The organism is Mycobacterium sp. 2YAF39 (genome assembly GCF_052114565.1).
Classification (GTDB): domain Bacteria; phylum Actinomycetota; class Actinomycetes; order Mycobacteriales; family Mycobacteriaceae; genus Mycobacterium.
Genome location: NZ_JBFREZ010000004.1, coordinates 100,978 through 125,807, shown reverse-complemented (window position 1 = coordinate 125,807; position 24,830 = coordinate 100,978). Strand labels below are relative to the sequence as shown.

Sequence of the window (24,830 nt, the reverse complement as noted above, 5' to 3'; positions counted from 1 at the left end):
GATCTTAATTGGGCACGCGAATGGCCAGCACGAACGGCCCGATGTCGGACACCTGGAAGCGAGGATCGTCGAACAATGCCTCATCGAGGGCGACGTGGTAGCGCCGCACATTCGGCTGGTTGGGGTACACGTCGGAGGCCAGCCGCAACGTATAGGTGTCGTCGGCCCCGCGGCGCATCAGGAACACGGTCGGGGCCTTCCACGGCAGCGAATCGAGGCTGTCGACGAACTGGTCGGCGTCGGTGAGCGTCGCCCAGCCCTCGATCACCTCGGCACGCTTTTCGAACTGGGCGAGCGGGTTGGCGTAGTGCGACGTCAGGCCCTGGAACCCGTAGTAGGGGTAGTACGACAGGAAGCTGTAGTCGGCGGTGAGGACGACGGTCTGGTTGCGCGGCAGCCCGGTCACCTCGGCGATCTTTTCGTCGATCTCGCGGTAGTAGCGCTCAGCGCCAGGTGGCCTGCGATCGGCCCGCTGGCCGTCGCCGTCGGTGTCGGTATAGGCCACGACGATGTCGGACCGCAGCACATCGGGAATGTCCTGGCTGAACGTCAGCGCGCCGACGGTGCCGAGGGCTGCGGCGGCGGCGACCACGCGCTTGGCGGTTGTGCTCATCCCCGGGTCGTCCCCTGCGCTGCGCTCGGGGGCCCATCGCTCCTGCCCGCCGGCCGGTTGGTACCGCTGCGCGATCGCCAACGTGATCTCGATGAAGCCGAACGCGCCCGCGGCGGCCAACAGCACCGTCAGCGTGGGTTGCAGCCGGAACGACAACAGGGTGGTGCCGACCAGCGTGGTGAGCATCGACAGCAGCGACCACGCGTAGACGGCGACCACGGCGACGGTCAGCGCGCCGGCACGCGTCGAGGAGCGGGCACGCCACACCAACCACAGCGCGCCGATCATGCAGAGCGCGCCGAGCAATGTGAAGTGCAGCATGGGGAATTCGAGCTGCGCACCCGCCGACGGCAGATAGTGCTGGGCCGTACCGGAATCGGCGGGCTTGTCCTTGAGCGCGGCCAGCAGCCACGGGCCCAGGCCGATCAGCCACATGGCTCCGGAGATCACCGCGATGACGAGCAGTCTCAGTAGCGGTGCGGCGCTGCGGTAAGCGACGGCGAGAACGAGCGCCATGATCGCCAGCGTGAACGCGGCGAAGCCGAGAAGCAGCGAGTAGAACAGCGCTGCCACGCCGAGGAACACCCCCGTCGCGATGACGGCCGCCCATCCGCCGTTTCGGGTGCGGCCACCCAACCCCGACCACGCCAACACGAAGACGGGCGGCAGCAGCACGACGATGACGGCGGCGTACGGCTCGGCGGGTGAGTACGCCAGCGTGGCCGCGGCGGTGGCCGTCGTGACGATCAACGCGTACTCGAAGCGAATCATGGCGGCCCACAACACGAATGCGAGCACGATGGCGACCGTGATCGAGATGATCGCCCAGGGTTTGAACATCTCCCACGCGGGTGTCCCGCTCAGCGCGGCCATGCGGCCGCCGATCCAGAACCAGCCGGGCGGATAGAACGGCGGTAGACCAAAGTAGGTCATGTCGTGAAGCGAGGCGCCATCGGCGAGCCGGGTGAGGTACTCGGTGCGGAACTGCTGGTCGACGGAGATGCCGAACAGATACAGCTTCGTCGCGCCCAGTGGCATCGCCAGGGTTACCACCGAGAAGGCGGACAGGAACAGCACCGTCGCGATCCGTGCCAGGACGCAGCGTCCTCGCCGCCAGATCAGCCCGGACGCGAACAGGCCAGCCAGACAGACGAATTGGCCGACGGTGGTCAGTGCGTGCAGCTGATTCGACGAGTTGTACGCCGGCCACTCCACCCGCGCTATCGCAACGAGGGAGACCGCCGTCACGGTCACCGCGATGATGACCGCCACCGCCATCTGGCCCACTGTGGTCCAATGGCGCCGCCGCCGCGGCGACGTGGCCAGTGCGCCCCGCATCATCGACTCCCCGGTCGTCCCCTGGGCTTCGCCCGTGGGCCCATCTCTCCTGCCCACCGGACGCTAGATCGGCAGCTTGCGCATGATGGTGCGCGGGATGTGCCGGATCACCATCATCACGTACCGAAATGCTCCTGGCGCCCACACCAGTTCCTTGCCCCTGGCCGCGGCGGCGACCGCCAGTTCGGCGACGTCCTCCTTGTCGACGGTGAACGGAGCTTCCTTGGCGCCGGTGGCCTTCCAGTGCGCGATCGTCGTCCCGGTGCGAACCTGACCGGGCCTGATCACCAGGACCCGAACGCCGAACTCGCGCAACGCCTCTCCGAGTCCGAGATAAAAGCCGTCCAGCCCGGCCTTGGTCGAACCATAGACGAAGTTCGAGCGCCGCACCCGCTCACCGGCGGCCGAACTCATCGCGATGATCCGGCCGAAGCCCTGTGCGCGCATCTTCTCGCCGACGAGCACGCCGACGGAAACCGCGGCGGTGTAGTTGATCTCGGCGATCTGCACGGCCTTGCGCTGGTTCTGCCACAGTTCCTCGGCGTCGCCGAGGAGGCCGAACGCCACGATCGCCACATCTACATCACCGTCGGCGAAGGCCGCGTCGATCACCTTGGGATGGCTCTCGGTGTCCACACCGTCGAAGTCGATCCACTCCACGGATTTCGCGCCCGCCGCCTCCATCTGTGCGATGGCGTCGTCGCGCTTGGGGTGTCCGGGCACGTCGGCCAGCACGATGCGTGCCCGCGCGTTGCGCAGGTAGCGCTCGCAGATCGCCAGCCCGATCTCGGAGGTACCGCCGAGCAGCAGGATGGCTTGTGGATTACCGGTGGCGTCGAGAACCATTTACAGAAGCTCCAAGCGTCGGGCCATATCGGATGCGAAGACACCGTTCGGATCGGCCTTGCGGCGCACCGCGATCCACTCATCGATGAGGGGATACATCTTGTGGAACCTCTCCGCGCTGACCCGGGAGTCCTTGGCGGTGTACACGCGCCCGCCGAACTTCATGACGCGGTCGTCGAGTTCGTTGAGGAATTCGTTGACGCCGGGCTTGTTCGGGAAGTCCATCGCGACGTTCCAGCCGGCCATCGGGAAGCTCAGCGGTGCCCGGTTGCCGGGGCCGAACAGTTTGAACACGTTCAGCGCGGAGTAGTGCCCGCGGGTCTGGATCCAGCGGATGATGGCCTTGAACTCGTCGAGCGCATCGGGCGGCACCAGGAACTGATGCTGGGCGAAACCCGCTGGGCCATAAGCATTATTCCACCCACTGACCAGATCCAGCATGTGGTAGAACTGCGACAGGTTCATGATCTTGCCGCTGTAGGTCCCGCCGAGTCGGTAGTACACCTCGCCGATCGCCATGAACGACAGCTTGTTCATCGCGCTGACGGGGAACACGTTCGGTACTGAGAGTAGTTGCGGCGCATCGAATTTCAGCGGGTTTTTCGCGAGCTTGGGGGGCAGCTGGTCCAGCGTCGCGAGACTGCCGCGGCTGACAGCGGCGCGGCCGAGCTTGGGCGGCGGGCTGATGAGGTCGAACCACGCACTGGAGTACGTGTAGCGGTCTTCGCTGCCGTCGAGGTGTACGGCGATCGTTTCGTCGAGGTCCTTGGTGGACACGCCGTCGGCGATGAAGTAGGCGGTCTCGGTCCTTGTCATCGCGATGCTGGCGCGCAGCACGATGCCCGTAAGGCCGTTGCCGCCGACGGTCGCCCAGAACAATTCGCTCTCGGATCCGTCCGGGGTGAGGGTGCGCACCTCGCCGTCGGCCATCAGCAGGTCCATCGACACCACGTGGTTGCCGAAGCTGCCTGCGCTGTGGTGGTTCTTGCCGTGGATATCGGAGGCGATGGCTCCGCCGATGGTGACCTGCCTGGTGCCGGGGAGCACGGGAACCCACAGCCCGAACGGAAGCGCCGCCTTCATCAGCTGATCCAGGCTGACACCGGCGTCGACGTCGGCCACCGCGGTGTCGGAGCTGACCGAATGGATCCGGTTCAGCGCGGTCATGTCGATGACGAGACCGCCGCCGTTGCACGCCTGGTCGCCGTAGGAGCGGCCGAGGCCCCGCGCGAGGATGCCGCGGCGCAGGAAATCCGGGCTGGAAGCGGCTGGGTCGTTGGCTTCGCGGACGGCTTTGGCGATCAGCTCGACGTCCGGTGTGAAGAGGACCTGCGCGACCGACGGAGCGGTGCGCCCGAACCCGGTCAGGGCGCGGGAGGTCGTCGGAACGTTCTCGAACATCGTGACGAGGGTACCGTGCGCCGGTCACGGCCCGGCTGAGCCGACGGTCGGCTAGCGCAGCCGGAAGATGACGGCGCGCTGCACGATGAAGTTGATGACGGTCGCTGTGCCCTGTGCGATGACGAACGCCACCGGCACACGCCACGGCTTGTCGTCCCACGCCATGTAGAAGACATAGTTGATGCCGACCTGCACGGCGTAGGTGACCGCGTAGAGCGCGCAGACCGCGATGAATCGCGCGGTGCTCGGCGGCGCCTGGAACGTCCAGCGCCGGTTGATGAGGTAGGCGGTCGTGGTTCCCGCGATGAAGCTGATGGTCTTGGCGACGTTGACGTGCAACCCGGCCGCGAGCAGCGCGATGTACAGCCCGAAGTCGACGATCGCGGAGAGGCCTCCGGTGACGATGAACCGCCAGGCCTGCGTCGTCAGACTCAGGCCAGGGGGCATCGGGGGCTCGGCCACCCGGGCAGCTTAGCCACCCAGTCCGCTGGCGTTCAGCACGGCGCGCAATGCGTCGAGGGCCGCGCCGAACGCGTGGTCGGCGGGAGTGCCGAAGCCGACGACCAGGCCGTCGGGCCGCGCCACCTCGGGGCCGGCCTGCGGATGGCGCATGATCGACAGACCCTGAAGCCCGACGCCGGCCTCGCCGGCGCGTTGCAGCACCTCCTGTTCGGCGCCGTCGGGCAGCGTCAGGGTCAGGTTCAGCCCGGCGTCCAGTCCGCGGATCTCGATGTCGGTGGCTGACAGAGCCTGGACCACGAGATCGCGTCGCCGCCGGTAGCGCATGCGCATGCGGCGGATGTGTTTGTCGTAGCCGCCGCTGGTGATGAAGTCGGCCATGGTCAGCGCGGCGACGCCGTCGACATAGAACTGGGACCCCCCTTCGGCCGCGATGACGGGGTCGACGAGTTCGGCAGGCAGCACCATCCAGCCCAGGCGCAGCACGGGGGACAGGCTCTTGCTGACGGAGCCCAGATAGACGACGCGCTCGGGACTCAGCGCCTGCAGCGCACCGATCGGTTGGCGGTCGTAGCGGAACTCGCCGTCGTAGTCGTCGTCGATGACGAAACCGTCGGTGCGCTGGGCCCACTCGACGACAGCGGTTCGCCGTGACGGGTGCAGCGGCATCCCGTACGGGTTGTGGTGTGCGGGGGTGAGGAGAACGGCGGGCGCATCGAGCTGGTCGAGCTCGGACACCACGGCGCCGTGGTCGTCGAGACCGATTGGGACGGTTGAGATTCCCATGGCGGTGAGCGCGTCGCGGAAGACGAACAGCCCGTACGCCTCGACGGCGATCGGCCGCTCGGTTCCGAAGACCCTGCCCAGCAGTTCGACGGCGTGCCGCACACCCGCGCAGATGACGATCGAATCCGACGACGTGCGCACACCGCGTACGCGCGCCAGGTAGTCGGCGAGCGCGTCGCGCAGTTCGGGTCGGCCGCGCGGATCGCCCATGCGCAGCGCCTCGGTCGGGGCATTGGTGAGTGCGCGGCGAGTGGAGGCCGCCCACTCGCTGCGGGGGAACTCCGACACGTCGGGGTTACCGGGCTGCAGGTTGTGCGTCGGGACCACCGGCACCCCGCGCGGGCGGGCGGGAAGTTGGGCGCCGCTGGTGTTCACCACCCAGGTGCCCGCCCCCTGCCGCGATGCGAGCCAGCCCTCCGCGACCAGTTCGGCGTAGGCCTCGGCGACCGTGTTGCGGGCCAATCCCAGATCGGCGGCCAGCGACCGCGAAGGCGGAAGCATGGTTCCGGCCGCGAGTCGGCCGGACCGAACGGCGTCGCGCAGCGCGGCGAGCAGCAGCTCACGGGTGCCGCGGGCGCCCGGGGTGATGGCCGCTCGTAGGTCGAGGTGGAGGTCACGACTGCCGGGATTGGCCCACGAAGTCATGCGCGTATTCAACCATGTATATAGGATTATCGGCAGTAGCGTTGGTGGCATGACAACAACATTGAGGACCTTGGAAACGGTGGAACGCATCAAGATCTACAAGACGTCGCCCGAGTTGTACGACGCGATGATGGCGCTGAGCAATGCGGCGGCCAAAGACCTCGAGGTCGAACTCGGCGAGCTGATCAAGATCCGCGCGTCGCAGATCAACCACTGCGCCTTCTGCCTCGACATGCATACGCGGGACGCGCGCAAGCACGGTGTGAAGGAGCAGAAGCTGGACGTGCTGGCGGCGTGGCAGGAGGCGGGGAGCCTGTTCACCGAACGTGAGCAGGCCGCGCTGACGTTGACCGAGGCGATCACCAACCTGAGTGACGGCCATGTCCCCGACGAGGTCTACCAGCGGGCCGCGCAGGTCTTCTCCGACCGCGAGCTCGGTCAGGTGATAGCGATGGCGGTGACCATCAACGCGTGGAATCGCATCAACGTCGCGGTCCGCGTGCAACCGCCGACCCGCTGAGAGCTGGAACCGTATCGGCGTGACTCCGGCTGCAGCTGCCGCGTCGCTAATACGGTCGAGGGGTGCAGACCCGGTCCGGTGCAGAGATCGTCATCGATGGTGACATCGTCTACAAGCTGCACCGGCCGGGAACCGACCCGCTTCAGTTGACGACCCGGCTGCGCGTCGCAGCCGGGTCGCAGTCGCTGGTGCCACCGCTGTCGTTGGTGCCCGAACAGGTCGGCGATCGGTGGCGCACGAGCTGGCTCCGCGTGGAAACCGTTGTGCCGCAACCAGAATTCCTGCCCTGGGCCGAGGCGGGCGGGCTGCTGGCCCGTCTGCACCATGAGGAGCTTCCCGAGCGGATGCCGGTGCACGGATGGCCTCAGCGGCTGCGACGGGCCGTAGGCGCGCTGCGTGGCCCGTCCGCCGCCACTGTGCGGCGCGCGGCCGAGGCCCTGCCCGCCGAGGTGTGGCGCGCGGACTCACCCGGGCGTCCGGCGACGTTGGTGCACGGCGACTTCCACCTTGGGCAGCTCGGTCGGCGGGATGGGGCATCGCCATGGCTTCTGATCGACGTCGACGATCTCGGCGTTGGCGACCCGGCGTGGGACCTCGCCCGCCCGGCCGGCTTCTGGGCGGCGGGGCTGATCCCCGACGCCGATTGGGCGGCCTTCGTCGAGGCGTATCGAGATGCTGACGGGCCCGCCCTGCCAGCGGGTGACCCGTGGCCGGTTCTCGAGCCGTTCGCCAGGGCTGCGGTGGTGCAGGCCGCTGCGTATGAGCCCGATGACGAGCTGCTGGTGGCGGCCTGCGCGAGGATGGCTAGCTAGAGAAGAACAGGCGGCCGAAGCCCTGCTTGCGGTAGTGCTTGTTGCCACGGTGGCCCCAGCCCGGGCCGCCGTAGTCATAGCCGCCGTAGCCCGGTTGACCGCCGTACCCCTGCTGAGGTGGGGGCTGCGGTGCGGACTGAACGAACCGATTCTCCATTTGAGTCAGGGACTCGAGCTCGCCGAAGTCGAGAAAGATGCCGCGGCAGGTGTCGCATTGCTCCAGGTGGATGCCGTTTCGCTCGTACGTCTTCATGACACCGGCGCACTTCGGACACAGCAGCGTGTTCGCGGTGCCGGGCGACGGCATGGGCTTCGGCGGTTCGTATGGCGGGATGCTCATATGTCGACAACGCTGGACGAACCTGGGAAGTGCCTGGGAACGAGATTGCGCCCCCGAGCTCAGAAAGGTGGCGGATCGTCGTGCGCTAGGCGGCGTGGACGGATGGCAAGAGCGGCATCGGCCCAAGCGGTTCCGGGAACCTTGAGCCGCTCCCGATTCTGCGATCGCTGGCCCGCTTCGGCTTCGATGGCGGTTTGATTGTGTCGCCGTTCGTCGTCGATGGCGGCGGCGCGGTTCTGGGCGCGGGCTTGCTTGCGGCGCGGCATCATCAGGCCGCGGTTCGGTTGGGCGGCAGCCCCATTGGTCGGTACACAGACGGGTGCGGTGGGCCGGCACAGCGACGGGAACTGTATTCGGCTGCCGGGGTGGGTGGTGTAGCGCTGACCGCGTGGTGAGCGCCAGTGGACGGTGCCGTCGGGGAGCTGTTGATCGTGCCAGCCCCAGAATGTCTTGAGCAGGTGGTGTTTTCGGCATAGACATTTGAGATTGGATGCCTGCGTCGGGCCGGTCGGGTGGGCGATGGTGTGGTCGATGTCGCAGCGCTGGGCGGGTTGATCGCAGCCCGGGAACCGGCACGTCATATCGCGGCACCGCACGAACCACGCCAACACCGCCGACGGGATGTAGCGCCGCTCTGGTGCGGCGCCACCGGGATGGACGATCGGCACGATCTTGGCGGTGCCCGCGATCTTGGCGGCCAGCAGCGGGGCGGGCAGCATCCCGCCGCCCAGCAATGCCGCGGGTGCGGTGGCCGCGGGTCCGGGCGGCGGGGGTTCTGACAATGCTTCTCGCAGTGTCATGTTGAGCAGTTCAGCGCGCGTCGGTCCGGGTTCTGCTCGTCCGTCGAGCTGGGCGGGGGTGTCGTCGGACAGCGACTCGTCGTCGACCACGACGTGGATCACCACCGTGCTGGGCTGGGTGCCGGCGGCGGCACACTGCGGGTCATCGCATAAGCAGGTGAGTCGGTCGCCGCCGTGGCCGATCGCACCCAACGCGTCGGCGCGGCGTTGTTCGTGGGTGCGCGGATCACCCTCGCAGACGACGCCGGCCATGGCGTCGAGGCGTTGGTCGAGGGCCTCGGCGTCGGTGGCCAACAACTGCCCGGTGATGTCGGCGCTGCCCGACCCGTCGTCGGGGGTGTGGACATCGACATGGCGGCCACGGGAACGGTCTTCGGTGCGCCGCACCGCGGCGGGGTCAAAGCGGTCGACCCAGTAGTCGATGGCCTGCTCTGTCTTGGCTACCGACAGCGAGCCCCACCCGGTGAGGTGGGCGGCGATCTCGGTGTCCACTTTGGCTCTGGCGTCCTTGTCGCGGATCAGCCGGGTCCGTGCGGCGACCGCGGACACCAGCCGGTAGTTGATGGCGCCGGCGGCGAACACCTCAGCCACCCGCGGCAGGCGATGCCGCAGGTCGTCGGCGACCACCAGTTGGTGGGCGGCCACCCCCAGCGACACGTTCTGCGCGGCGGCGATCGATGCGGCGACGGCGTCCCAGTTGTCCAGACACCACTGCTCGCGTTCGTCGGACCCGTCCGCGGCGAGCATCCGTTCGAGTTCATCGGCCATCGCGGCCAGGCGGCGCGCGCAGGCCGCGTTCTCCACCCGCGCCCACGCCCCCACCGCTTCAGCGTGCCGGGAGGCTTCAGCCGCTGCGATCAATGAATCGAACATACATTCGACACTAGCCGTGAAGCCGACACGAACAAGCAGGTCAACCCCAGCCTGTGGATAAAAACGCGATTGGGGATAACTCGCCCGAAACGCCTGAGCGTCAGACCTCGATGCGCGACCCGACGACGACGGTACGGCCCAGCGGCAGACCGAAATGCCTGGCGGCATCGGCGGTGATGTGCGATGTCGCGATGAACAGACGCTTGCGCCACGCCGCCATCGTCGGAGCGTCGCCAAGGCACAGGTCGAGCTTCGACAGGAAGAAGGACGCGTTTTCCAAGTCGATCGGTCCCTCGGTCTCGTCGGGACTCAGCAGTGCAAGGGCACTCGGCACATCAGGCCGCTCCATGTATCCGTAACGCGATTGCACATGGACGATCCCGTCGTTCGCATAGCCGAGGTCGTCGTGTGACATTCGTTCGGAATCGGGCACCCGGGGCACGTCCTCGGTCTCGATCGTCAGGATGATGACGTGCTCGGCCAGCACATGGTTGTGCTCCACGATGGCGCGCATCGCCAACGGAGCCGTATCTCGGCCCCGGTTGAGGAACACCGCCGTGCCCGGAATGCGGACCAGCGGCGGGTCGAGGTGCACCAGCTCGTCGACGAACTCGCGCAACGGCCCCTCGGCCTTTTCCCTTGCGCGCGTGATGATTCGGCGACCCCTCTGCCACGTCGTCATGACGGTGAAGGCGACGACGGCGATCGTCAGCGGTAGCCATGCACCGTGCACGAGTTTGGTGAGATTGGCCGCGAAGAACATCAGGTCGACCAACAGCAGCAGGCCGCCGCCGATCAGCACACCCCACAACGGCCATCCCCACCGCGTCCTGGCGTAGTAGAGGAACAGCGTGGTGGTGATCGTGATGGTTCCGGTGACCGCCATGCCGAACGCGTATGCCAGCGCCGCGGAGCTCCGGAACGCGAAGACCAGGATCAGCACCGCGACCATCAGGGCCGCGTTGATCCACGGCACGTAGATCTGGCCGATGGTCGACGCCGAGGTGTGCTCGATACGCAGTCTCGGCAGATAGCCCAGCCGCGCGGCCTGCGACGCCACGGAGAACGCGCCAGTGATCACCGCCTGCGAGGCGATCACCGTGGCCGCTGTTGCCAAGAGCACCATGGGGATTCGCGCCCACTCCGGAGTGAGGAGGAAGAACGGGGCGGTCACCGTCGACTCGTCGGCCAGCACCAGGGCACCCTGGCCGAAGTAGTTCAGCGTGCAGGCGGGAAGGACGAGGCCGAGCCAACCGAAGGTGATCGCACGCCTACCGAAATGCCCCAGGTCGGCGTACAGCGCCTCAGCGCCGGTGACCGACAGAACGATCGCCGCGAGTGCGAAGAACGCGATGTGGAAGTGGCCGGCCATGAAGGAAAGCGCGTACGTCGGTGACAGCGCCTTGAGGATCTCGGGGTTGTCGACGATGCCGCGGATCCCGCACGCGCCGATTGCGGTGAACCACAGGATCATCACCGGGCCGAAGAACCGGCCGACGGTGGCGGTGCCGCGGCTCTGTACGGAGAACAACCCGACGATGATCACCGCGGTGATCGGCACGATGAAGTCTTTGAAGCCGGGGTCGATCACCTGGATGCCTTCGACGGCTGAGAGCACCGAGATCGCCGGCGTGATCATGCTGTCGCCGAAGAACAGCGCCGCGCCGAAGATCCCCAGTGTGGAGAGCATCACCGCGGTGCGCCGCCCGCGCCTGCCGGTCCAGCGCCGCAGCAACGTGATCAGCGCCATGATGCCGCCCTCGCCGTTGTTGTCGGCGCGCATCACCAACGTGATGTACGTGAGGGTGACGATGATCATGACCGACCAGAAGATCAGTGAGACGACGCCGTAGACGTTCTGCGGGGCTACCGGGACGGGGTGCGGGTCGCCGGGGTTGAATACCGTCTGGATTGTGTAGATCGGGCTGGTTCCGATGTCGCCGAACACCACACCCAGTGCGGCGATGATGACGCTCAACCGCAACGCCTGGGTGCCGGCCGTACGGTCCACACGAGGGACAATACGGTGACGCTGCTCGTGCGGCCCTCGTAATCGCGCCGACGGGGTAGATGATGGCGAGATGGCCGACGGAGATCTCGAGGATCTGGACGCGCTGTACGCCGCCAAGCTCGCCGACTTCACCCAGCTACGCACCACGCTCGCCGCGGAGGCCAAGAAGCGCGGCGACGCCGAAACCGCCAAACAGATCAGCGCGGCGCGCAAGCCCACCTCCGCCGCACACACCGTCAACGTTCTGGTGCTCACCGATCCGGCGGTCAGACGACGCCTCACCGATCTGGGCGAGCGACTACGCGCCGCTCACGCCGGAATGGACGGCGGCCTCATCCGCGAGCTGACCGCGCAGCAGCGCCGCCTCATCGACGAGCTGGCGCGCGCCGCGTTCAAGGCCGCTGCCGTCACGTCGCCGACTGCGACGCTGCGGGAAGACGTGACGGCCACCCTGCAGGCAGCGATCGCCGACCCCGAAGTCGCCGCGCGACTCGGCCGCCTCACCAAGGCCGAGCAGTGGTCGGGGTTCGGCGAGTTCGGTGACACCGCAATCGTTTTCAAGCCCACCCGCGCCCGCAAGACCAAGCCCGAGGCCGAGGCGGAAAAGCCGCCTCCCGGCAAGGAATCCGGCGATGACCGCGGCGCCGAGGAACGCCGCCGTCAGCAGCAGGCACGTGCGGCGCTGGCCGCCGCGGAACGTGCCAGGGCCGACGCCGATGACGCCGTCAAGGAGCTGCAGTCCGATCTCGCCACGGCCCGGCTGCGTCGCGACGATGCGCGCAGGCGGCTCAAGGACGCCGAAAGTGCGCTGACCGCAGCCGAAGACGCCTACGAGCAGGCGAAGCAGTCCGCGCGTGACGCCGCGGCCGTCGTGAAGGAAGCCAAAGCGGGCCTCAAGCGCGGCAGCTGATCTCCATGCTGTCGGCGTCTCGTGCCGGGAAGCTGACGCTGACATAGCCGTTCGCCGGCTCCCGCACGTACTCGAGGTAGGGCGCCAACTGGGGCATCGAGGTGTTGTCGGCGACGACGAGCGTGCCCGGCGAGAGGCGGGGTTCAAGGAGCTCCAGCACTGGAATGTAGAGCTCCTTCCAGCCGTCGAGCAGGACGAAATCCACTGACCCTTCGAGATCCTTGAGGGTCGCGAGCGCGTCACCTTCCAGCACGTCGATGACGTCGTCGAGGCCGACCTCGGCGAATGTCTTCTTCGTCGCGGCCACTTTCGCGGCGCTGAGCTCGGTGGTGACGACCCGCCCGCTGCCGTTGTCACGGACGGCCGACGCCAGGTGGATGGCCGAGATTCCGAGAGACATGCCGAACTCGACGATGGTGGCCGGTCGGGCCGCGCGCACCAACGAGTACAGCAGTCGGCCGGAATCCGCCGTCACAGGCAGGTAGTAGTCACTGAACGCGTCCGCCCGTTCCTGGGCACTGGCCGACTCAAGGCGCGAGAAGTCGGTGCCGCCGTCGCGCATCGATGCGAATTGTTCGGCCGACTCGGCGTACATGCGCTCGAGGGCCGTGGCGACTTTCGGGTTCTGAAGTGTGGAGGTCACCCCCCGAACCTATCCACCCGATCTGAACGATTCCTGAGGGGCTGCGTGCCAGGATGAGACGAGGGCCATGGCCGCTATCGACAGGTCGACACAGCGCGTGATCGCGGTGATCGCGCTCATGGCCGTTGCCGCCTTGGCGCTGCGCGGCCACATCCCCGGTGTCTCCGGCGGGGGGCCGCTCAGCGAGCGCGAACGGCCGCAGAGCAATCCCGCCGCGCTCGTCGTGGTCATCGCGATGGTCTGCGCGGCGGTGGTGATCATCGGGTTCGCGATCATCGCCAGGCTGCGCGACCGCACCCCCCGGGCCAGTTCGGCAGGACCCCTGCCCCGTAGTTCGGGCGCCATAGGGCGCCCCAGTTGGCGCTTCACCCTCGTCGTGCTCGCTCTGGTCATCGGCTGGCTGCTGCTCGTGCTGTTGTTGGCGCGACTGGGTGGTCCCGCCGAAGAACCGTCGTCCGCAACGCCGGCGGCTACCGATACCACCGCTTCGGCACAGGACACCGCATCGCGATCGGCGCCGGACTCCGAACCAGACCCGGAATCGGACACCAATCTCGTCGGCTACCTGATCCCGCCGATGCTGATTCTGATGGTCGTGGTGGTCGTCGGAACGGCGGTCGTCTCGCGGCGCCAACGAACGGAAGCAGCGCAGTACTTCGCCGACGAGGACGACACGAGCCCGTCGCCGCCGACAGCGGGGGAGTCCCTCGTTCGTGCGGCCGAGGTCGGGCTCGCCGAGATCGGCGATCGCACCCGCGAGCCGCGCGAGGCCATCATCGCCTGCTACGCGGCGATGGAACGTGAGCTGACCCGAGTACCCGGCGCCGTCCCACAGGACTGCGACACACCGTCGGAGGTACTCGCCCGGGCGGTGGACAACCGCGCGCTGCGCGCGGACAGCGCCACCGAGCTGGTCGAGTTGTTCGAAGAGGCGAGGTTCTCTCCACATGTCATGACCGAGGCGCATCGTGACGCAGCCGTGCAGGTCTTGGAGCGTGTGCTGGCCGAACTGCCCGACGACGCTGCGCGGAGCCTCGCATGAAAAAGCTTGTCGCAGCGGGGTTCTTGATCGTCATCGGCGTGGAACTCATGGCATTCGCCGGTGCCGACCGACGATTGATCCTCATCATGTCCGGGATCGCGCTCGCCTGTGCGCTGCTTGCCGTGCGGTGGTTCCTGCTGCGCGAGGCCGAGCTCGGCGACGAGGAGCCGCGCGCAGACGATGCCGCAGAGTCGTTGCGCCGCTGGCTGTCCCGCACTGAAACGTTGATCAGCCAGGCCGACGCCACCCGCAGGGACTGGGACCGGCATCTGCGGCCCACGCTGGCCCGGCAGTTCGAAATGGCGACCGGGCAGAAGCGAGCCAAGGACCGCGCCGCCTACAACGCGACCGGACGGATGCTGTTCGGTACGGACCTCTGGGCGTGGGTCGATCCCGAGAACGTGGCGCGCGGCGGGGTCGACGAACCGGGACCGGGGCGCGATGCGCTCGACGAAATTCTGCAACGGCTGGAGCGGGTGTGATGGAGTCCTCGAGCACGACAACCACCGCGAACTGCGAATCGGTTCTCGACGAGATCGGCCGGGTGGTGGTCGGCAAGCGCGGCGCGCTCACCCTCATACTCATCACGGTGCTGGCAGGCGGTCACGTGCTCATCGAGGACCTTCCCGGCCTCGGCAAGACGCTCATCGCGAGGTCGTTCGCCGCGGCGCTCGGGCTGGACTTCAAGCGGGTGCAGTTCACCCCGGACCTGCTCCCCGCCGATCTGCTGGGGTCGACGGTGTACGACATGCAGTCCGGCCGATTCGAGTTCCGCCCCGGACCGATATTCACGAATCTGCTTCTCGCAGACGAGATCAACCGAACACCGCCCAAAACGCAGGCGGCGCTTCTCGAGTCGATGGCCGAGGGGCAGGTCAGCATCGACGGTGTCACACACAAGCTGCCCGCCCCGTTCATCGTGCTGGCCACCGACAACCCGATCGAGTACGAGGGCACCTATCCACTGCCGGAGGCGCAACTGGACCGGTTCACCATCCGGCTCGAACTGCGGTATCTGTCCGAACAGGAGGAGGCGTCGATGCTGCGCCGCCGGATCGATCGTGGTTCCGCCGACCCGACGGTGCACCAGGTCGTCGATGCGCATGAACTGCTCGCGATGCGCGAGGCGGTGGAACAGGTCACCGTCCATGACGATGTGCTCCGCTACGTGGTGTCCCTGGCCGCGGCGACACGTCAGCATCCGCAGGTCGCGGTGGGCGCCAGCCCGCGGGCCGAGCTCGACCTCGTTCAACTGGCCCGGGCCCGCGCGTTGCTGCTCGGCCGCGACTACGTGATCCCCGAAGACGTCAAATCGCTTGCCGTGGCGTCGATGGCTCACCGGATCAGCCTGCGTCCGGAGATGTGGGTGCGCCGGGTCCACGGCAGCGATGTGGTCGAGGAGCTGCTGCGACGGCTGCCCGTACCGCGGACACAGGTGTGACCCGATGTGATCGAGAGCCGTAACACCGAGGCCCAGTTACGTTGGCGCCCTTCGTCACTCACGCTGGCGATGCTCACCTGCGCAGCGGTATTGCTTGCGGTGGCGGTGATCGGCTCGCTGTGGCAGCTCGTGGCGTTCGCGGCGCCGTTGCTTGGCGTGGTGTGCTCGGTCGGTTGGCAGCGTCCTGTCCCCTCGGTCATCGTGCGCGGTAATCCCGGGACGCACCGCTGCTTCGAGAGCGAACCAGCCGAGGTGACGGTGTGGGCGGTCGCCGAACCCGAGACCGATTCCGATGCACTCGAACTCAGCGTCGAGGTGGTCGACGGAATGCGAATCGAGAAATCCGAGAAGGAGTCGCCTGTTCGGGGCACCGCCGTCGTCGCCGCGGACCGCTGGGGCCGGTACCCGATCCAGGGCCGGATCACCGTGGCCGCGCGCGGCGGACTGCTCCAGGGGACCGGCGTCGTCGATGCCGCGGACGTATACGTGTTCCCGATGGCACCGCCACAGTCGACGGCGATTCCGCGGACCGACCTGCTCGACCGCCTCGGCACGCACCTCACCCGGCACATCGGGCCGGGCGTCGAGTACGCCGATGTCCGCAAATACGTGCCCGGTGATCACCTGCGCACGGTCAATTGGCCGGTGAGTGCGCGCCGGGGCAGTCTGCACGTCACACAACGGCTCACCGATCGCGCCGCCGACGTGGTGGTGCTGGTGGACAGTTATCCGCAGCCTGCCGGCCCCGCTACCGAGGCCACCGACCGAACGGTGCGGGGCGCGGTTCAGGTGGTGCAGAGCGCGCTGCGCAGCGGTGACCGGGCGGGGGTCGTCGCGCTCGGCGACCGGCGCCCACGCTGGCTCGGCGCAGACATCGGACGGCGCCAGTTCTATCGGGTACTCGACGCGGTGCTCGCGGTGGACGGCGGCTTCGAAACCACGCCGGGCACACTGGCCCCGCGCGCGGCGGTCCCGCCCGGCGCCATCGTCGTCGGGTTCTCCACTCTCCTCGACACCGAGTTCGCGCTTGCCCTGATCGACCTGCGCAAGCGCGGGCACACCGTCGTCGCCGTCGACGTACTCGAGGGGGTGCCGTTCGCGGACGAATGCGACCCGGTGGTCGCCCGCATGTGGTCGCTGCAGCGGGCATTCATGTACCGGGACATGGGCACCGTCGGCGTCGACGTGGTCGCATGGCGTCAGGTCGACACCCTCGACGCGGCGATGCAGCTGGTACCGGATCATCGGCGCACCTCGCGGAGGCGGCGATGAACCGCGCCCTGTCGACCGCCTTCGGCCTGGTGATGATCGCGGCGGCCGCCGTCGCCGCGGATGATGCGGCGCTGATCGCAGCGGGACTGGCCACGTGTGCAGTGTTGGTGGGCAACGTCTTTCGGCCCTTTGCCACGCTGGCGGTCCTGGCCGCTGCCGCCGCGCTGGTGCTCAACGACGCGCCGGCCATGCTGGCCGCACTGTCCGGACTCTGTGCGGCCTGCTATCTGGTGCTCCGCCACACCGCTGCCATCACGGCGCCGACGGTCATTGGCGCCGTGGGGTTTACGGCAGTCGGGCTGGCAGCGGTGTCACTGCCGCTCGAGCTGCCGTGGGTGCCGCTGATCGCGCCGGTCGCCGTGCTCACGCTGGTTGCGCTCGCCACGCGGCCGTACTGGGCCGACCGAGTGTCCCGCGCCGCCCGTTAACCCGGATACTCGTCGTGCCGATGCCACCACTGGTACGGGGCGCTCTGGGGGTATCCCGGCGGGGAGTCCTCCCAGTCCTCCTGGCGGCCGAACGCGGTGATGTCGAGATAGGCCCATGTCGTACCCATCCCCTCGTCGCCCCGGTTGTCGATGAAGTACGTGCGGAAAATCTCATGGCCGTCACGCAGGAACGCGTTGGTGCCGTGCCATTCGTCGACATCGAAGTCGGCGTCGAAACCATCGGTGATCGTGTACCAGGGGATGTCCCAGCCCATCCGGCTCTTCAAGTCGGTGATCCGCTCCTGCTCGGCCCTGGAGACGAAGACCAGCGTGGTGTCGCGAGCGTTCAGGTGCGCGAGGTGCGCGACCTGATCCGCCATCAGCGAGCAGCCGGGGCAACCCTTGTCAGGCCAGCCGTCGACGTCGGGCTGGTAGAAGAACCGGTACACCACCAGCTGCCGCCTGCCGTGAAACAGATCGTGCAGGCTGGCCGGCCCGTCGGGGCCGTCGAACAGGTAGTCCCTGGCCACGGTCATCCGCGGCATCCTGCGCCGCTGCGCGGCGAGCGCGTCACGGGCCCGCGTGAGCTCCTTCTCCTTGACCAACAGTTCCTCGCGGGCTGCGGTCCACTGCTTGGGCGTGACAATCGGTGGTAGGTCCATGGACAGATAGACCAACCGGACGCGGCGGATTCATCGCGACGACTATGTTGCTTGGTTACGACCTGCGGGTTTGTAAGCGAAATGTTCAGCGAGACGCTTAGATTCGGGAGAGCCGTCATGTCCAGTGATGTGCGCAAGGCAGTCACCGGTGCATCGATCGGCAACGCCGTCGAATGGTTCGACTTCGCGATCTACGGATTTCTGGCGACGTTCATCGCCGCCAACTTCTTCCCCGCGGGCGACGAGACCGCGAACCTGCTGAAGACGTTCGCGATATTCGCCGCAGCCTTCTTCATGCGGCCGCTCGGTGGTTTCGTGTTCGGTCCGCTCGGCGATCGGATCGGACGCCAGCGCGTGCTGGCGGTGGTGATCCTGTTGATGTCCGGCGCAACGATCGCCATCGGTCTGCTCCCCACGTATGCCTCGATCGGCGTCGCGGCCCCACTGCTGCTGTTCTTCCTGCGGTGTCTGCAGGGCTTCTCGGCGGGCGGCGAGTACGGCGGCGGGGCGGTCTACCTCGCCGAGTTCGCATCCGAGAAGCACAGGGGTCTGACCGTCACGTTCATGGCGTGGTCGGGTGTCGTCGGTTTTCTGCTCGGATCCGTGACCGTGACGCTGCTGCAGGCGCTGCTGCCGACGGCGGCGATGGAGAGCTACGGGTGGCGCATCCCGTTTCTGATCGCCGGGCCACTGGGTCTGATCGGTCTCTACATCCGGCTGCGCCTGGACGACACCCCGCAGTTCGCCGAACTCAGCAAGACCGAACAGGTGGCCTCCTCGCCGTTGCGCGAAGCGGTGACCACGTCGTGGCGGTCCATCCTGGCTGTGATCGGACTGTTCATCGTCTTCAATGTCGGCTACTACGTGGTGTTCACGTTCCTGCAGACCTACCTGTCCGTGACGCTGAAGTTCTCCAAGACCGAGGCCTTCATGTCCATGACGCTTGCGACGTTCGTGGCGCTGGTGCTCATCCTCCCGCTGGCGGCGTTGTCGGACCGCATCGGGCGCAAGCCGATGCTCATCGCGGGATCGTTGGCGTTCGCGGTTCTCGCCTATCCGTTGTTCCTGCTGCTGAACTCCGGGTCGCTGGCCGCGGCGATCACCGCCCACTGCGCGCTGGCGGCCATCGAGTCGGTCTACGTGTCGACCGCGGTGTCGGCCGGCGTCGAGATGTTCGCCACGACAGTGCGCTACAGCGGCTTCTCCATCGGTTACAACATCTGCGTCGCGGGTTTCGGTGGCACCACGCCCTACGTCGTCACCTGGCTCACGGCGCAGACCGGCAACAACACGGCACCCGCGATCTATCTCTGCGTGGCAGCTGTGATCTCGCTGTGCACGGTCCTGACGCTACGGGAGACCGCGGGCAAACCGCTTCCGCAGACGAGCGCCCGCGGACTGGCGACAGCGATACAGTGAGTATGTGCCGCAACAATCCGATCGTGAGTCGCGGCCTCGACTGACTTCGCGAGGCGCTGCGACGCGGAACCGGATTGTCCTTGCGGCCGCCGAACTCATGCACGTACAGGGCGTCGCGGCGACGACGATCGATGACGTGCTCGCGGCCAGCTCAACGAGTAAATCCCAGTTCTACCAACACTTTGAGGACAAGGGCGAGCTGGTATACGAGGTCATCACGCAGCGCGCCGACGAGGTGCTGTCGTGGCAGCGGCTGCGCCTGGAGAAGGTGGACTCGTTCCGTGGGCTGCACCAATGGCGAGATGCCATGGTGCAGCGGTGCGCGTTGCGGCGCGGGCTGTGGGGATGCGAACTCGGTTCTCTCGCAGCCGAATTGTCCGATTCCGATGACAAGGCCAGGGCTTCACTGTCCGAGCACTTCACCGAATGGCGGGCGCTGCTCGGGGCCGCACTCGACCGGATGCGCGATAACGGCGCACTGCGCAACGAAGCCGACACCCGCACTCTCGCAACAGGATTGCTCGCTGCGGTCGAGGGTGGCTACCTACTGTCGCAGACCGGGCGCGATCCGCGGCTCATGCAGGCGGCGCTGGATATGGCGATAGGCCATGTGGCGTCGTTCGCGGTCGCCGCCGAAACCGTGCACTGACGGCGACCGCAAACGTCGGGGGAAACCGCTCAGTTGTCGCCGGGTACGGCGGTGGGCGCCGGGGGCGCGATCACCGAGGGTGAGAACGGGTTGGGCCCAGTGGGATTCAGGCGCGGCGCCTTCTCCGTGGGCGTGGGCGCGGGCGTCGTGGTTGTCGTTGTTGTTGTCGTGGTGCTGGTCTCGGGCGCCTTTTCCTCTTCCTTCGCGCACGATGCGGTGAGCACGACCATCGCGGTGATAGCGGCGCCACCGGCGACTGCGGTGAGACGCCGACCCAAAACTGACTTCATGGATTAAGTCCTATCTGTGTGTGAACTGAACTATATCGTCCAAAAACAGACTTCGTCAAGCCTTCATCCCAGGTCAGCTGGTATGTGACCGCCTGGATCAAGACGGCTTAGTCCAGTAACTGCGCTGCCTGCCGATGGAGCGTCACCGCGGTTACTGTGAATGCATGAAGCTTCGCGTGTTGCCCTACGTCACGGTCGAGATCGACGATCGGCTGCGGCGCCGGCTGAGGTCCAGGGGTGAGCGGTTGCGCGTCAACATGAGGGCCTACCTCTTGAGCGCGGTCGACGATGTCGATACGGCCGGCGACAAGGTCCGCGGATTGTGCGGTCGGGCGGTGAACCGGGTCGACTCCGTGGTCGCAGGGGTCAACGACAAGATCGCGCCGACAGACGTGGCCGCTCGCCTGCATCTGGTCTCCAGTCGCGAAGCCAGCTAGGCCGCGCGGGTTTGCCCCGCCCGTCCGCCGAGGAAGAATCCACCGGCGATCACCACGAGCCCGACGATCGCCACGGGAATGGACCACGTGCGCCGCTCCGACACCGCCGACGCGCACTGCGCGGCGTAGTCCGTGTGAGGAACCAGCTCATTGATGATCGGCAGGTTCACGGGATTGCTGTCGTCCGCCTCGCGGGCTGCGGAGTCGTCTGCGGCTATCGCGTTTCCGCATCCGATGTCGCGGCCCTCGGGTCCGGCCACCGAAACGGGTACGAGTAGACCGATGAGGCCAACGACCAACACGACCGCCCCTGCCAGCAAAACCAACCATCGCAGATTCATGTCGGGATTAATGCCCGCTCGACCTCAGGCCAAAACTCGATGAAGTTCGAGGGGGCGCAGTCGGCAAGACGGTGGGTCGCCCCATATGTTGTTCCTGTCGGGTGTGCCGGCCGTGGTCCGAAAGGAGCTGATCCCCGTTGGTAGGCCATGGCCTGGCGATCCTGTTCGCCTTCCTCGCCGCCCTCTTCCTCGCTGTCGGCATCGTGGTCCGGCAGCGTGCCACCATGGACGTCCCCGAGGATCAGGGCGTAAGCGCCTTCATGGTCCTGACGCTGATACGCAGACCGCTGTGGTGGGCCGGAACCGCCGCCGCGGTCGCCGGCTTCGTATTCCAGGCGCTCGCGCTGTCGTACGGCTCGCTGCTTCTGGTGCAACCCATACTCGTTTCGGCGCTGCTGTTCGCGCTGCCGCTGAGCGCACGTCTGGCCAACCGCCGGGTCACCCGCGGTGAGTGGCTGTGGGCCATGGTGCTCACGGCGTCGTTGGCGGTCTTCGTGTTGCTGGCCAAGACCAGCCCCGGTGACTACGAGGCGTCGGTCCCGTTGACGGCGATTGTCGCGTTGGTGTGCACCGTCGCGGTGTCGGCATGCGTGATCGTGGCGGTCCGCAACCCGGGGTGGAAGCGGGCGGTGCTACTGGCGGTGGCCGTTGGTGTGTTGTTCGGCGTCGTCGCGATGCTCACCAAACAGGTGATGCACATGCTGACCTACGACGGCGCCCACGCGGTCCTCACCACGCCGGCGCCGTATCTGTTGATGCTGATCGGGATCATCGCGGTGTTGTTGCAGCAGTCGGCATTCCACGCGGGTTCACTGCAGACGTCGGTGCCGACGATGCTGGTGCTCGAACCCGTCATCGCCGTGGTGCTGGGCGCTGTCGTGCTCGGCGAGCACATGACGGTCAACGGCTTCAAAGCGGTCGCGATCGCCGTCGCGCTCCTGGCGATGGCCGCCGCGACCATCGCACTGGGTCGCGAAGAGGGAGCGCTGGAAGCCGAACTGGAGGCCGCCATGGCGAAAAGAGATCGCCCGACCTAGTGCAGCCGGAATGTCATCTCGACGGACGTCCCGTCGTCGGTGCCGGTGACCTCGACCTCGTCGCTGACCTTGCGGATGAGCAGCAGGCCCCGTCCCCGCGTGCCGGGGTCGGTTGCCGGCGTCTTCCAGGATCCGGAATCGGTGACGCGTATCCGGACATCGCCGTCGCGCAGCTCGGCCTCGACTCGCACGCGCCCGGCGACGTGCCCCCGGTACGCGTGTTCGACGCTGTTCGAGCAGGCCTCGTTGACCACCAGGATGATGTCGTCTGCCAGCGGTTCCCCGATTTCATTGGCGCATAGCCACGCAGCCATCTGGTGCCGGATGTCGCTCAACCGGCGGGGCGCCGCGTCATCATCGATGACCAAGGCGGACGGGGGACATCGATACACCACGATCGCGACGTCGTCGTCGTATCCGGTCGCGGGCGCAAGTCTGGTCAGGATTTCGTCGGCCACGGACTCGACCGGGAGATTGATCGTCTCCGACACCAGCTCGGCGACGCGGCCGATCTGATCGTCGATGGATCGGTCGCGTCGCTCGACAAGGCCGTCGGTGTACAGCAGCAGCGTCGAACCCGCCGACATCGGTCGCGCGGCCTGCGGCCGGGGGCGGGTCCGGTGTACGGCCAGCGGTACCGAATGGCCGTCGGTGAGCAGCTCTCTGGTCGCGGGACTCAAGGCGTACACCGGCGGCACATGTCCCGCGCTGCTGTAATGCAGAGTCTGGGAGTCCACATCGGCGATGGCGACGAACACCGTGGCGCAGAACGCGTCTGTGATGAATTCGGCTACCGAGTCGAGGTGTTCGAGCACACGTGCCGGTTCGGCGCCGGTGAGCAACAGTGCGCGAGTGGACGCGCGCAACTGCCCCATCACCGCCGCGGCGGACAGCCCACGGCCCACGCAGTCCCCGACGATGATGCCGATGCGGTTCTCGCCGACGGGAAGGACGTCGTAGAAGTCGCCGCCGATCTCCAGCGGAGGTACCGCGGGCTCGTACCGCACGGCGCAACCGAGGGGCAGCGTGCTCGCGGGCAACAGCGAACGTTGCAGTGTCAACGACGTCTCACGCGCGATCTCGAGTTGCCGGACATGCTGCATGGCGAGGCTGACGTGTCCGAAGAGCGCCATGACGAGTTGGCGATCCTCGACGCTGACCGAGCGCGGAACCCGATGCTCGAGGCATACGACGACATCGCGCGCGCCCGAAAGCACGGCCACGAATCCGCGCGTCGTGCCGGCACTGGGCACGGCTCCGACCGGGGTGATGGTCAGCGGCAGCCAGTCGCGGGCGTCGGTGAAGGTGCGCCGCCAATCCTCATCGAGGTCAAACCAGTTCGCCACGGTCGGCTCCCCGGCCGTGTGCAACGTGGGAACTGCGTCGCCCTGCGGCCACATGACCGCGATGATGCGTTGCGCGTCCAGTCGCGAGCGTGCCTGATTCAACGCCGCGGACAGCACCTCATCGACATTCCTGGCCGCGCTGACCGCTGTGGCCAATCGCGCCACAGCTCGTTCGCGCTCCACCTGCGCCCGGGTGGCGGTCACGTCACGAATTGTTCCGACATAGGCGTGGTGATCGGTGCGATGGGCGGTGACGGCATTGATGGACAGCGCCACCCATCGAACGGTTCCGTCCCGATGGCGGATCGCCGTCTCGCTGGTGACCCTGCCGGTTTCCATCAGTGCGGACAGTCGTTTGTTGGTCGCGGTTTCGTCGGTCACCCACGGATAGGGCGGCTGGAACGGCAGCTCGTCCTGGCCGTAGCCGGTGATGTCGACGAACGCATCGTTGATCTCGACGATGGCTCCGACGTGATCGGCGACGTAGAAGCCTTCCTGCAGAGAGTTCACCACTGCATCTCGGAACACGTCGCGATCGGCGAGGTCATCGGCACGGGCGCGCTGATGCTCGTAACGCTTTGCGCCGTCGAGGAATCCGCGGGCGGCCTCATCGAACGCCGCCAGCGTCTGCAACAGGAACTGCAACGAAGCGGCGGGGTCGTGCGGACCACTTTCGATGGTGTGGTCGATCTCCTCGACGAGCCGCGAGTGGTTCTCGATGATTTCGAGCATGCTCAGCCGATCGCTGAGCGCATGGCGGCCGAGCTCGTGGCCGACCTCGAGGCTGGCCTCGGACTTGGTCTGCAGGTACGCCGTCAGCGCCGCGGCGTACTGCGCGTGGAAGTCGGTCACGATCCGCCTCGAGGACGTGCCGTCAGCACCAGAGCGTCATCCGTCTCCCGCGGTGGGGCCGCTGATGCTGGAGACGTCTGCGGAATCGGACATCCGACCTCCCGGCTTCGGTTGCAATTTCGACCCTAGCCTGGGTGTCCAGGCTTCGGTATCGAAGCGATCATCTGTCGTTCGGCGGCAACAGGTTAAGCTCGGCGCACCGCCGTGACCGCTTGCGGCGCCGACCAAAGGACGGTTGTGCCCAAGGATCCGATCATCACCTCGGTCAGCTATGACGACGGCATCGCTGTGCTCGCAGTCGGCGGCGAGGTAGATCTGGCCACGATCCCGGCCTTCCAGGCGGCGATCGCAGAGGCGCTGGCGCAGCGGCCGACGGCGTTGATCATCGACCTGTCGGCGGTTGACTTCCTTGCGTCGGCAGGACTGCAGGCGTTGGTGGCCACCCACGAAACCGTCAGCGGCGCGGCAGGCTTCGCGGTCGTCGCCGACGGCCCGGCGACGAGCCGGCCGATCGAATTGACCGGGCTCGATCAGATCTTGGCGCTGCATTCCTCCCTCAGCGAAGCGAAGGCCGCTGTGGCCGGGGGCCCGCAAGCGCCGAGCTGAAATTCGGTGCG

The 24,830-nt window shown here is 67.1% G+C and carries 26 protein-coding genes; 13 read left to right on the top strand and 13 right to left on the bottom strand.

The window, feature by feature from the left end; all coding sequences use genetic code 11:
- Positions 1 to 4: 4 nt before the first annotated feature.
- From AB4Z42_RS13615 to pdxR, 5 genes are all read right to left on the bottom strand, one after another.
- The gene (locus AB4Z42_RS13615; RefSeq protein ID WP_442009716.1) at positions 5 to 1,951 is read right to left on the bottom strand and encodes a galactan 5-O-arabinofuranosyltransferase; all 1,947 of its coding nucleotides are present in this window, start codon (positions 1,949 to 1,951) and stop codon (positions 5 to 7) included.
- Between the two features lie 63 nt (positions 1,952 to 2,014).
- Positions 2,015 to 2,797: a decaprenylphospho-beta-D-erythro-pentofuranosid-2-ulose 2-reductase gene (locus AB4Z42_RS13610; RefSeq protein WP_442009715.1), complete on the bottom strand. Its 783-nt coding sequence runs from the start codon at positions 2,795 to 2,797 to the stop codon at positions 2,015 to 2,017.
- Positions 2,798 to 4,198, bottom strand: a complete 1,401-nt coding sequence (locus tag AB4Z42_RS13605) for an FAD-binding protein (protein WP_442009714.1) — start codon at positions 4,196 to 4,198, stop codon at positions 2,798 to 2,800.
- Between the two features lie 51 nt (positions 4,199 to 4,249).
- Positions 4,250 to 4,645 carry a GtrA family protein gene (locus AB4Z42_RS13600; RefSeq protein WP_442010037.1) on the bottom strand — a complete coding sequence of 132 codons (396 nt, stop codon included), beginning with the start codon at positions 4,643 to 4,645 and terminating at the stop codon, positions 4,250 to 4,252.
- 24 nt (positions 4,646 to 4,669) lie between these two features.
- Positions 4,670 to 6,088 (bottom strand): MocR-like pyridoxine biosynthesis transcription factor PdxR, encoded by a 1,419-nt coding sequence (gene pdxR, locus AB4Z42_RS13595; protein WP_442009713.1) that lies wholly within the window; start codon positions 6,086 to 6,088, stop codon positions 4,670 to 4,672.
- A gap of 49 nt (positions 6,089 to 6,137) precedes the next feature.
- Between pdxR and AB4Z42_RS13590 the strand changes: the two genes are divergently transcribed.
- Positions 6,138 to 6,608: a carboxymuconolactone decarboxylase family protein gene (locus AB4Z42_RS13590; RefSeq protein WP_442009712.1), complete on the top strand. Its 471-nt coding sequence runs from the start codon at positions 6,138 to 6,140 to the stop codon at positions 6,606 to 6,608.
- Positions 6,609 to 6,670: 62 nt separating this feature from the next.
- On the top strand, positions 6,671 to 7,420 hold the full coding sequence (locus tag AB4Z42_RS13585) for a phosphotransferase family protein (protein ID WP_442009711.1): 750 nt from the start codon (positions 6,671 to 6,673) through the stop codon (positions 7,418 to 7,420).
- On the opposite strand, the gene AB4Z42_RS13580 is transcribed toward AB4Z42_RS13585, so the two are convergent.
- The 3 genes from AB4Z42_RS13580 to AB4Z42_RS13570 form a co-directional block, all read right to left on the bottom strand.
- Positions 7,413 to 7,760: a zf-TFIIB domain-containing protein gene (locus AB4Z42_RS13580; RefSeq protein WP_442009710.1), complete on the bottom strand. Its 348-nt coding sequence runs from the start codon at positions 7,758 to 7,760 to the stop codon at positions 7,413 to 7,415. The two genes, AB4Z42_RS13585 and AB4Z42_RS13580, sit on opposite strands and share 8 nt — an antisense overlap.
- Positions 7,761 to 7,819: 59 nt before the next feature.
- Positions 7,820 to 9,433 carry a DUF222 domain-containing protein gene (locus tag AB4Z42_RS13575; RefSeq protein ID WP_442009709.1) on the bottom strand — a complete coding sequence of 538 codons (1,614 nt, stop codon included), beginning with the start codon at positions 9,431 to 9,433 and terminating at the stop codon, positions 7,820 to 7,822.
- A gap of 100 nt (positions 9,434 to 9,533) precedes the next feature.
- The gene (locus tag AB4Z42_RS13570; protein WP_442009708.1) at positions 9,534 to 11,444 is read right to left on the bottom strand and encodes a potassium transporter Kup; all 1,911 of its coding nucleotides are present in this window, start codon (positions 11,442 to 11,444) and stop codon (positions 9,534 to 9,536) included.
- Between the two features lie 70 nt (positions 11,445 to 11,514).
- Here AB4Z42_RS13570 and AB4Z42_RS13565 point away from each other — a divergent pair, with 70 nt between their 5' ends.
- Positions 11,515 to 12,354: a hypothetical protein gene (locus AB4Z42_RS13565; RefSeq protein ID WP_442009707.1), complete on the top strand. Its 840-nt coding sequence runs from the start codon at positions 11,515 to 11,517 to the stop codon at positions 12,352 to 12,354.
- Here the strand turns inward: AB4Z42_RS13565 and AB4Z42_RS13560 are convergent.
- Positions 12,338 to 12,997 (bottom strand): O-methyltransferase, encoded by a 660-nt coding sequence (locus AB4Z42_RS13560; RefSeq protein ID WP_442009706.1) that lies wholly within the window; start codon positions 12,995 to 12,997, stop codon positions 12,338 to 12,340. The two genes, AB4Z42_RS13565 and AB4Z42_RS13560, sit on opposite strands and share 17 nt — an antisense overlap.
- Before the next feature lie 67 nt (positions 12,998 to 13,064).
- Here AB4Z42_RS13560 and AB4Z42_RS13555 point away from each other — a divergent pair, with 67 nt between their 5' ends.
- The 5 genes from AB4Z42_RS13555 to AB4Z42_RS13535 all read left to right on the top strand — a co-directional run bounded on the left by AB4Z42_RS13555 (position 13,065) and on the right by AB4Z42_RS13535 (position 17,180).
- Positions 13,065 to 14,039, top strand: a complete 975-nt coding sequence (locus AB4Z42_RS13555; protein WP_442009705.1) for a DUF4129 domain-containing protein — start codon at positions 13,065 to 13,067, stop codon at positions 14,037 to 14,039.
- Positions 14,036 to 14,521, top strand: coding sequence for a hypothetical protein (locus tag AB4Z42_RS13550; RefSeq protein WP_442009704.1), 486 nt, complete (start codon positions 14,036 to 14,038; stop codon positions 14,519 to 14,521). Before AB4Z42_RS13555 ends, AB4Z42_RS13550 begins: the two co-directional genes overlap by 4 nt.
- Entirely contained in the window at positions 14,521 to 15,480 is a 960-nt protein-coding gene (locus AB4Z42_RS13545; RefSeq protein ID WP_442009703.1) for an AAA family ATPase, read from the top strand. Before AB4Z42_RS13550 ends, AB4Z42_RS13545 begins: the two co-directional genes overlap by 1 nt.
- Positions 15,481 to 15,549: 69 nt before the next feature.
- Complete coding sequence (locus AB4Z42_RS13540; RefSeq protein ID WP_442010036.1) at positions 15,550 to 16,752, top strand: DUF58 domain-containing protein; 1,203 nt, start codon at positions 15,550 to 15,552, stop codon at positions 16,750 to 16,752.
- Positions 16,749 to 17,180: a hypothetical protein gene (locus AB4Z42_RS13535; RefSeq protein ID WP_442009702.1), complete on the top strand. Its 432-nt coding sequence runs from the start codon at positions 16,749 to 16,751 to the stop codon at positions 17,178 to 17,180. The genes AB4Z42_RS13540 and AB4Z42_RS13535 overlap by 4 nt, the downstream gene beginning before the upstream one ends.
- Here AB4Z42_RS13535 and AB4Z42_RS13530 read toward each other — a convergent pair.
- On the bottom strand, positions 17,177 to 17,842 hold the full coding sequence (locus tag AB4Z42_RS13530) for a DUF899 domain-containing protein (RefSeq protein ID WP_442009701.1): 666 nt from the start codon (positions 17,840 to 17,842) through the stop codon (positions 17,177 to 17,179). The genes AB4Z42_RS13535 and AB4Z42_RS13530 overlap by 4 nt on opposite strands.
- Before the next feature lie 117 nt (positions 17,843 to 17,959).
- On the opposite strand from AB4Z42_RS13530, the gene AB4Z42_RS13525 reads away from it, so the two are divergent.
- Entirely contained in the window at positions 17,960 to 19,261 is a 1,302-nt protein-coding gene (locus AB4Z42_RS13525) for an MFS transporter (RefSeq protein ID WP_442009700.1), read from the top strand.
- A gap of 4 nt (positions 19,262 to 19,265) precedes the next feature.
- Positions 19,266 to 19,910 carry a TetR/AcrR family transcriptional regulator gene (locus AB4Z42_RS13520; protein WP_442009699.1) on the top strand — a complete coding sequence of 215 codons (645 nt, stop codon included), beginning with the start codon at positions 19,266 to 19,268 and terminating at the stop codon, positions 19,908 to 19,910.
- A 29-nt stretch (positions 19,911 to 19,939) separates the two neighbouring features.
- Here AB4Z42_RS13520 and AB4Z42_RS13515 read toward each other — a convergent pair whose 3' ends face one another.
- Positions 19,940 to 20,200 (bottom strand): hypothetical protein, encoded by a 261-nt coding sequence (locus AB4Z42_RS13515; RefSeq protein ID WP_442009698.1) that lies wholly within the window; start codon positions 20,198 to 20,200, stop codon positions 19,940 to 19,942.
- A 164-nt stretch (positions 20,201 to 20,364) separates the two neighbouring features.
- Between AB4Z42_RS13515 and AB4Z42_RS13510 the strand changes: the two genes are divergently transcribed.
- Entirely contained in the window at positions 20,365 to 20,637 is a 273-nt protein-coding gene (locus tag AB4Z42_RS13510) for a hypothetical protein (protein ID WP_442009697.1), read from the top strand.
- Here AB4Z42_RS13510 and AB4Z42_RS13505 read toward each other — a convergent pair.
- Positions 20,634 to 20,978 (bottom strand): aminopeptidase, encoded by a 345-nt coding sequence (locus AB4Z42_RS13505; RefSeq protein ID WP_442009696.1) that lies wholly within the window; start codon positions 20,976 to 20,978, stop codon positions 20,634 to 20,636. The genes AB4Z42_RS13510 and AB4Z42_RS13505 overlap by 4 nt on opposite strands.
- Before the next feature lie 137 nt (positions 20,979 to 21,115).
- Between AB4Z42_RS13505 and AB4Z42_RS13500 the strand changes: the two genes are divergently transcribed.
- Positions 21,116 to 22,015, top strand: coding sequence for a DMT family transporter (locus AB4Z42_RS13500; RefSeq protein ID WP_442009695.1), 900 nt, complete (start codon positions 21,116 to 21,118; stop codon positions 22,013 to 22,015).
- Here AB4Z42_RS13500 and AB4Z42_RS13495 read toward each other — a convergent pair.
- Entirely contained in the window at positions 22,012 to 24,213 is a 2,202-nt protein-coding gene (locus tag AB4Z42_RS13495) for a SpoIIE family protein phosphatase (protein WP_442009694.1), read from the bottom strand. The genes AB4Z42_RS13500 and AB4Z42_RS13495 overlap by 4 nt on opposite strands.
- 237 nt (positions 24,214 to 24,450) lie before the next feature.
- Here AB4Z42_RS13495 and AB4Z42_RS13490 point away from each other — a divergent pair, with 237 nt between their 5' ends.
- Entirely contained in the window at positions 24,451 to 24,819 is a 369-nt protein-coding gene (locus AB4Z42_RS13490) for an STAS domain-containing protein (protein ID WP_442009693.1), read from the top strand.
- Positions 24,820 to 24,830: the final 11 nt, after the last annotated feature.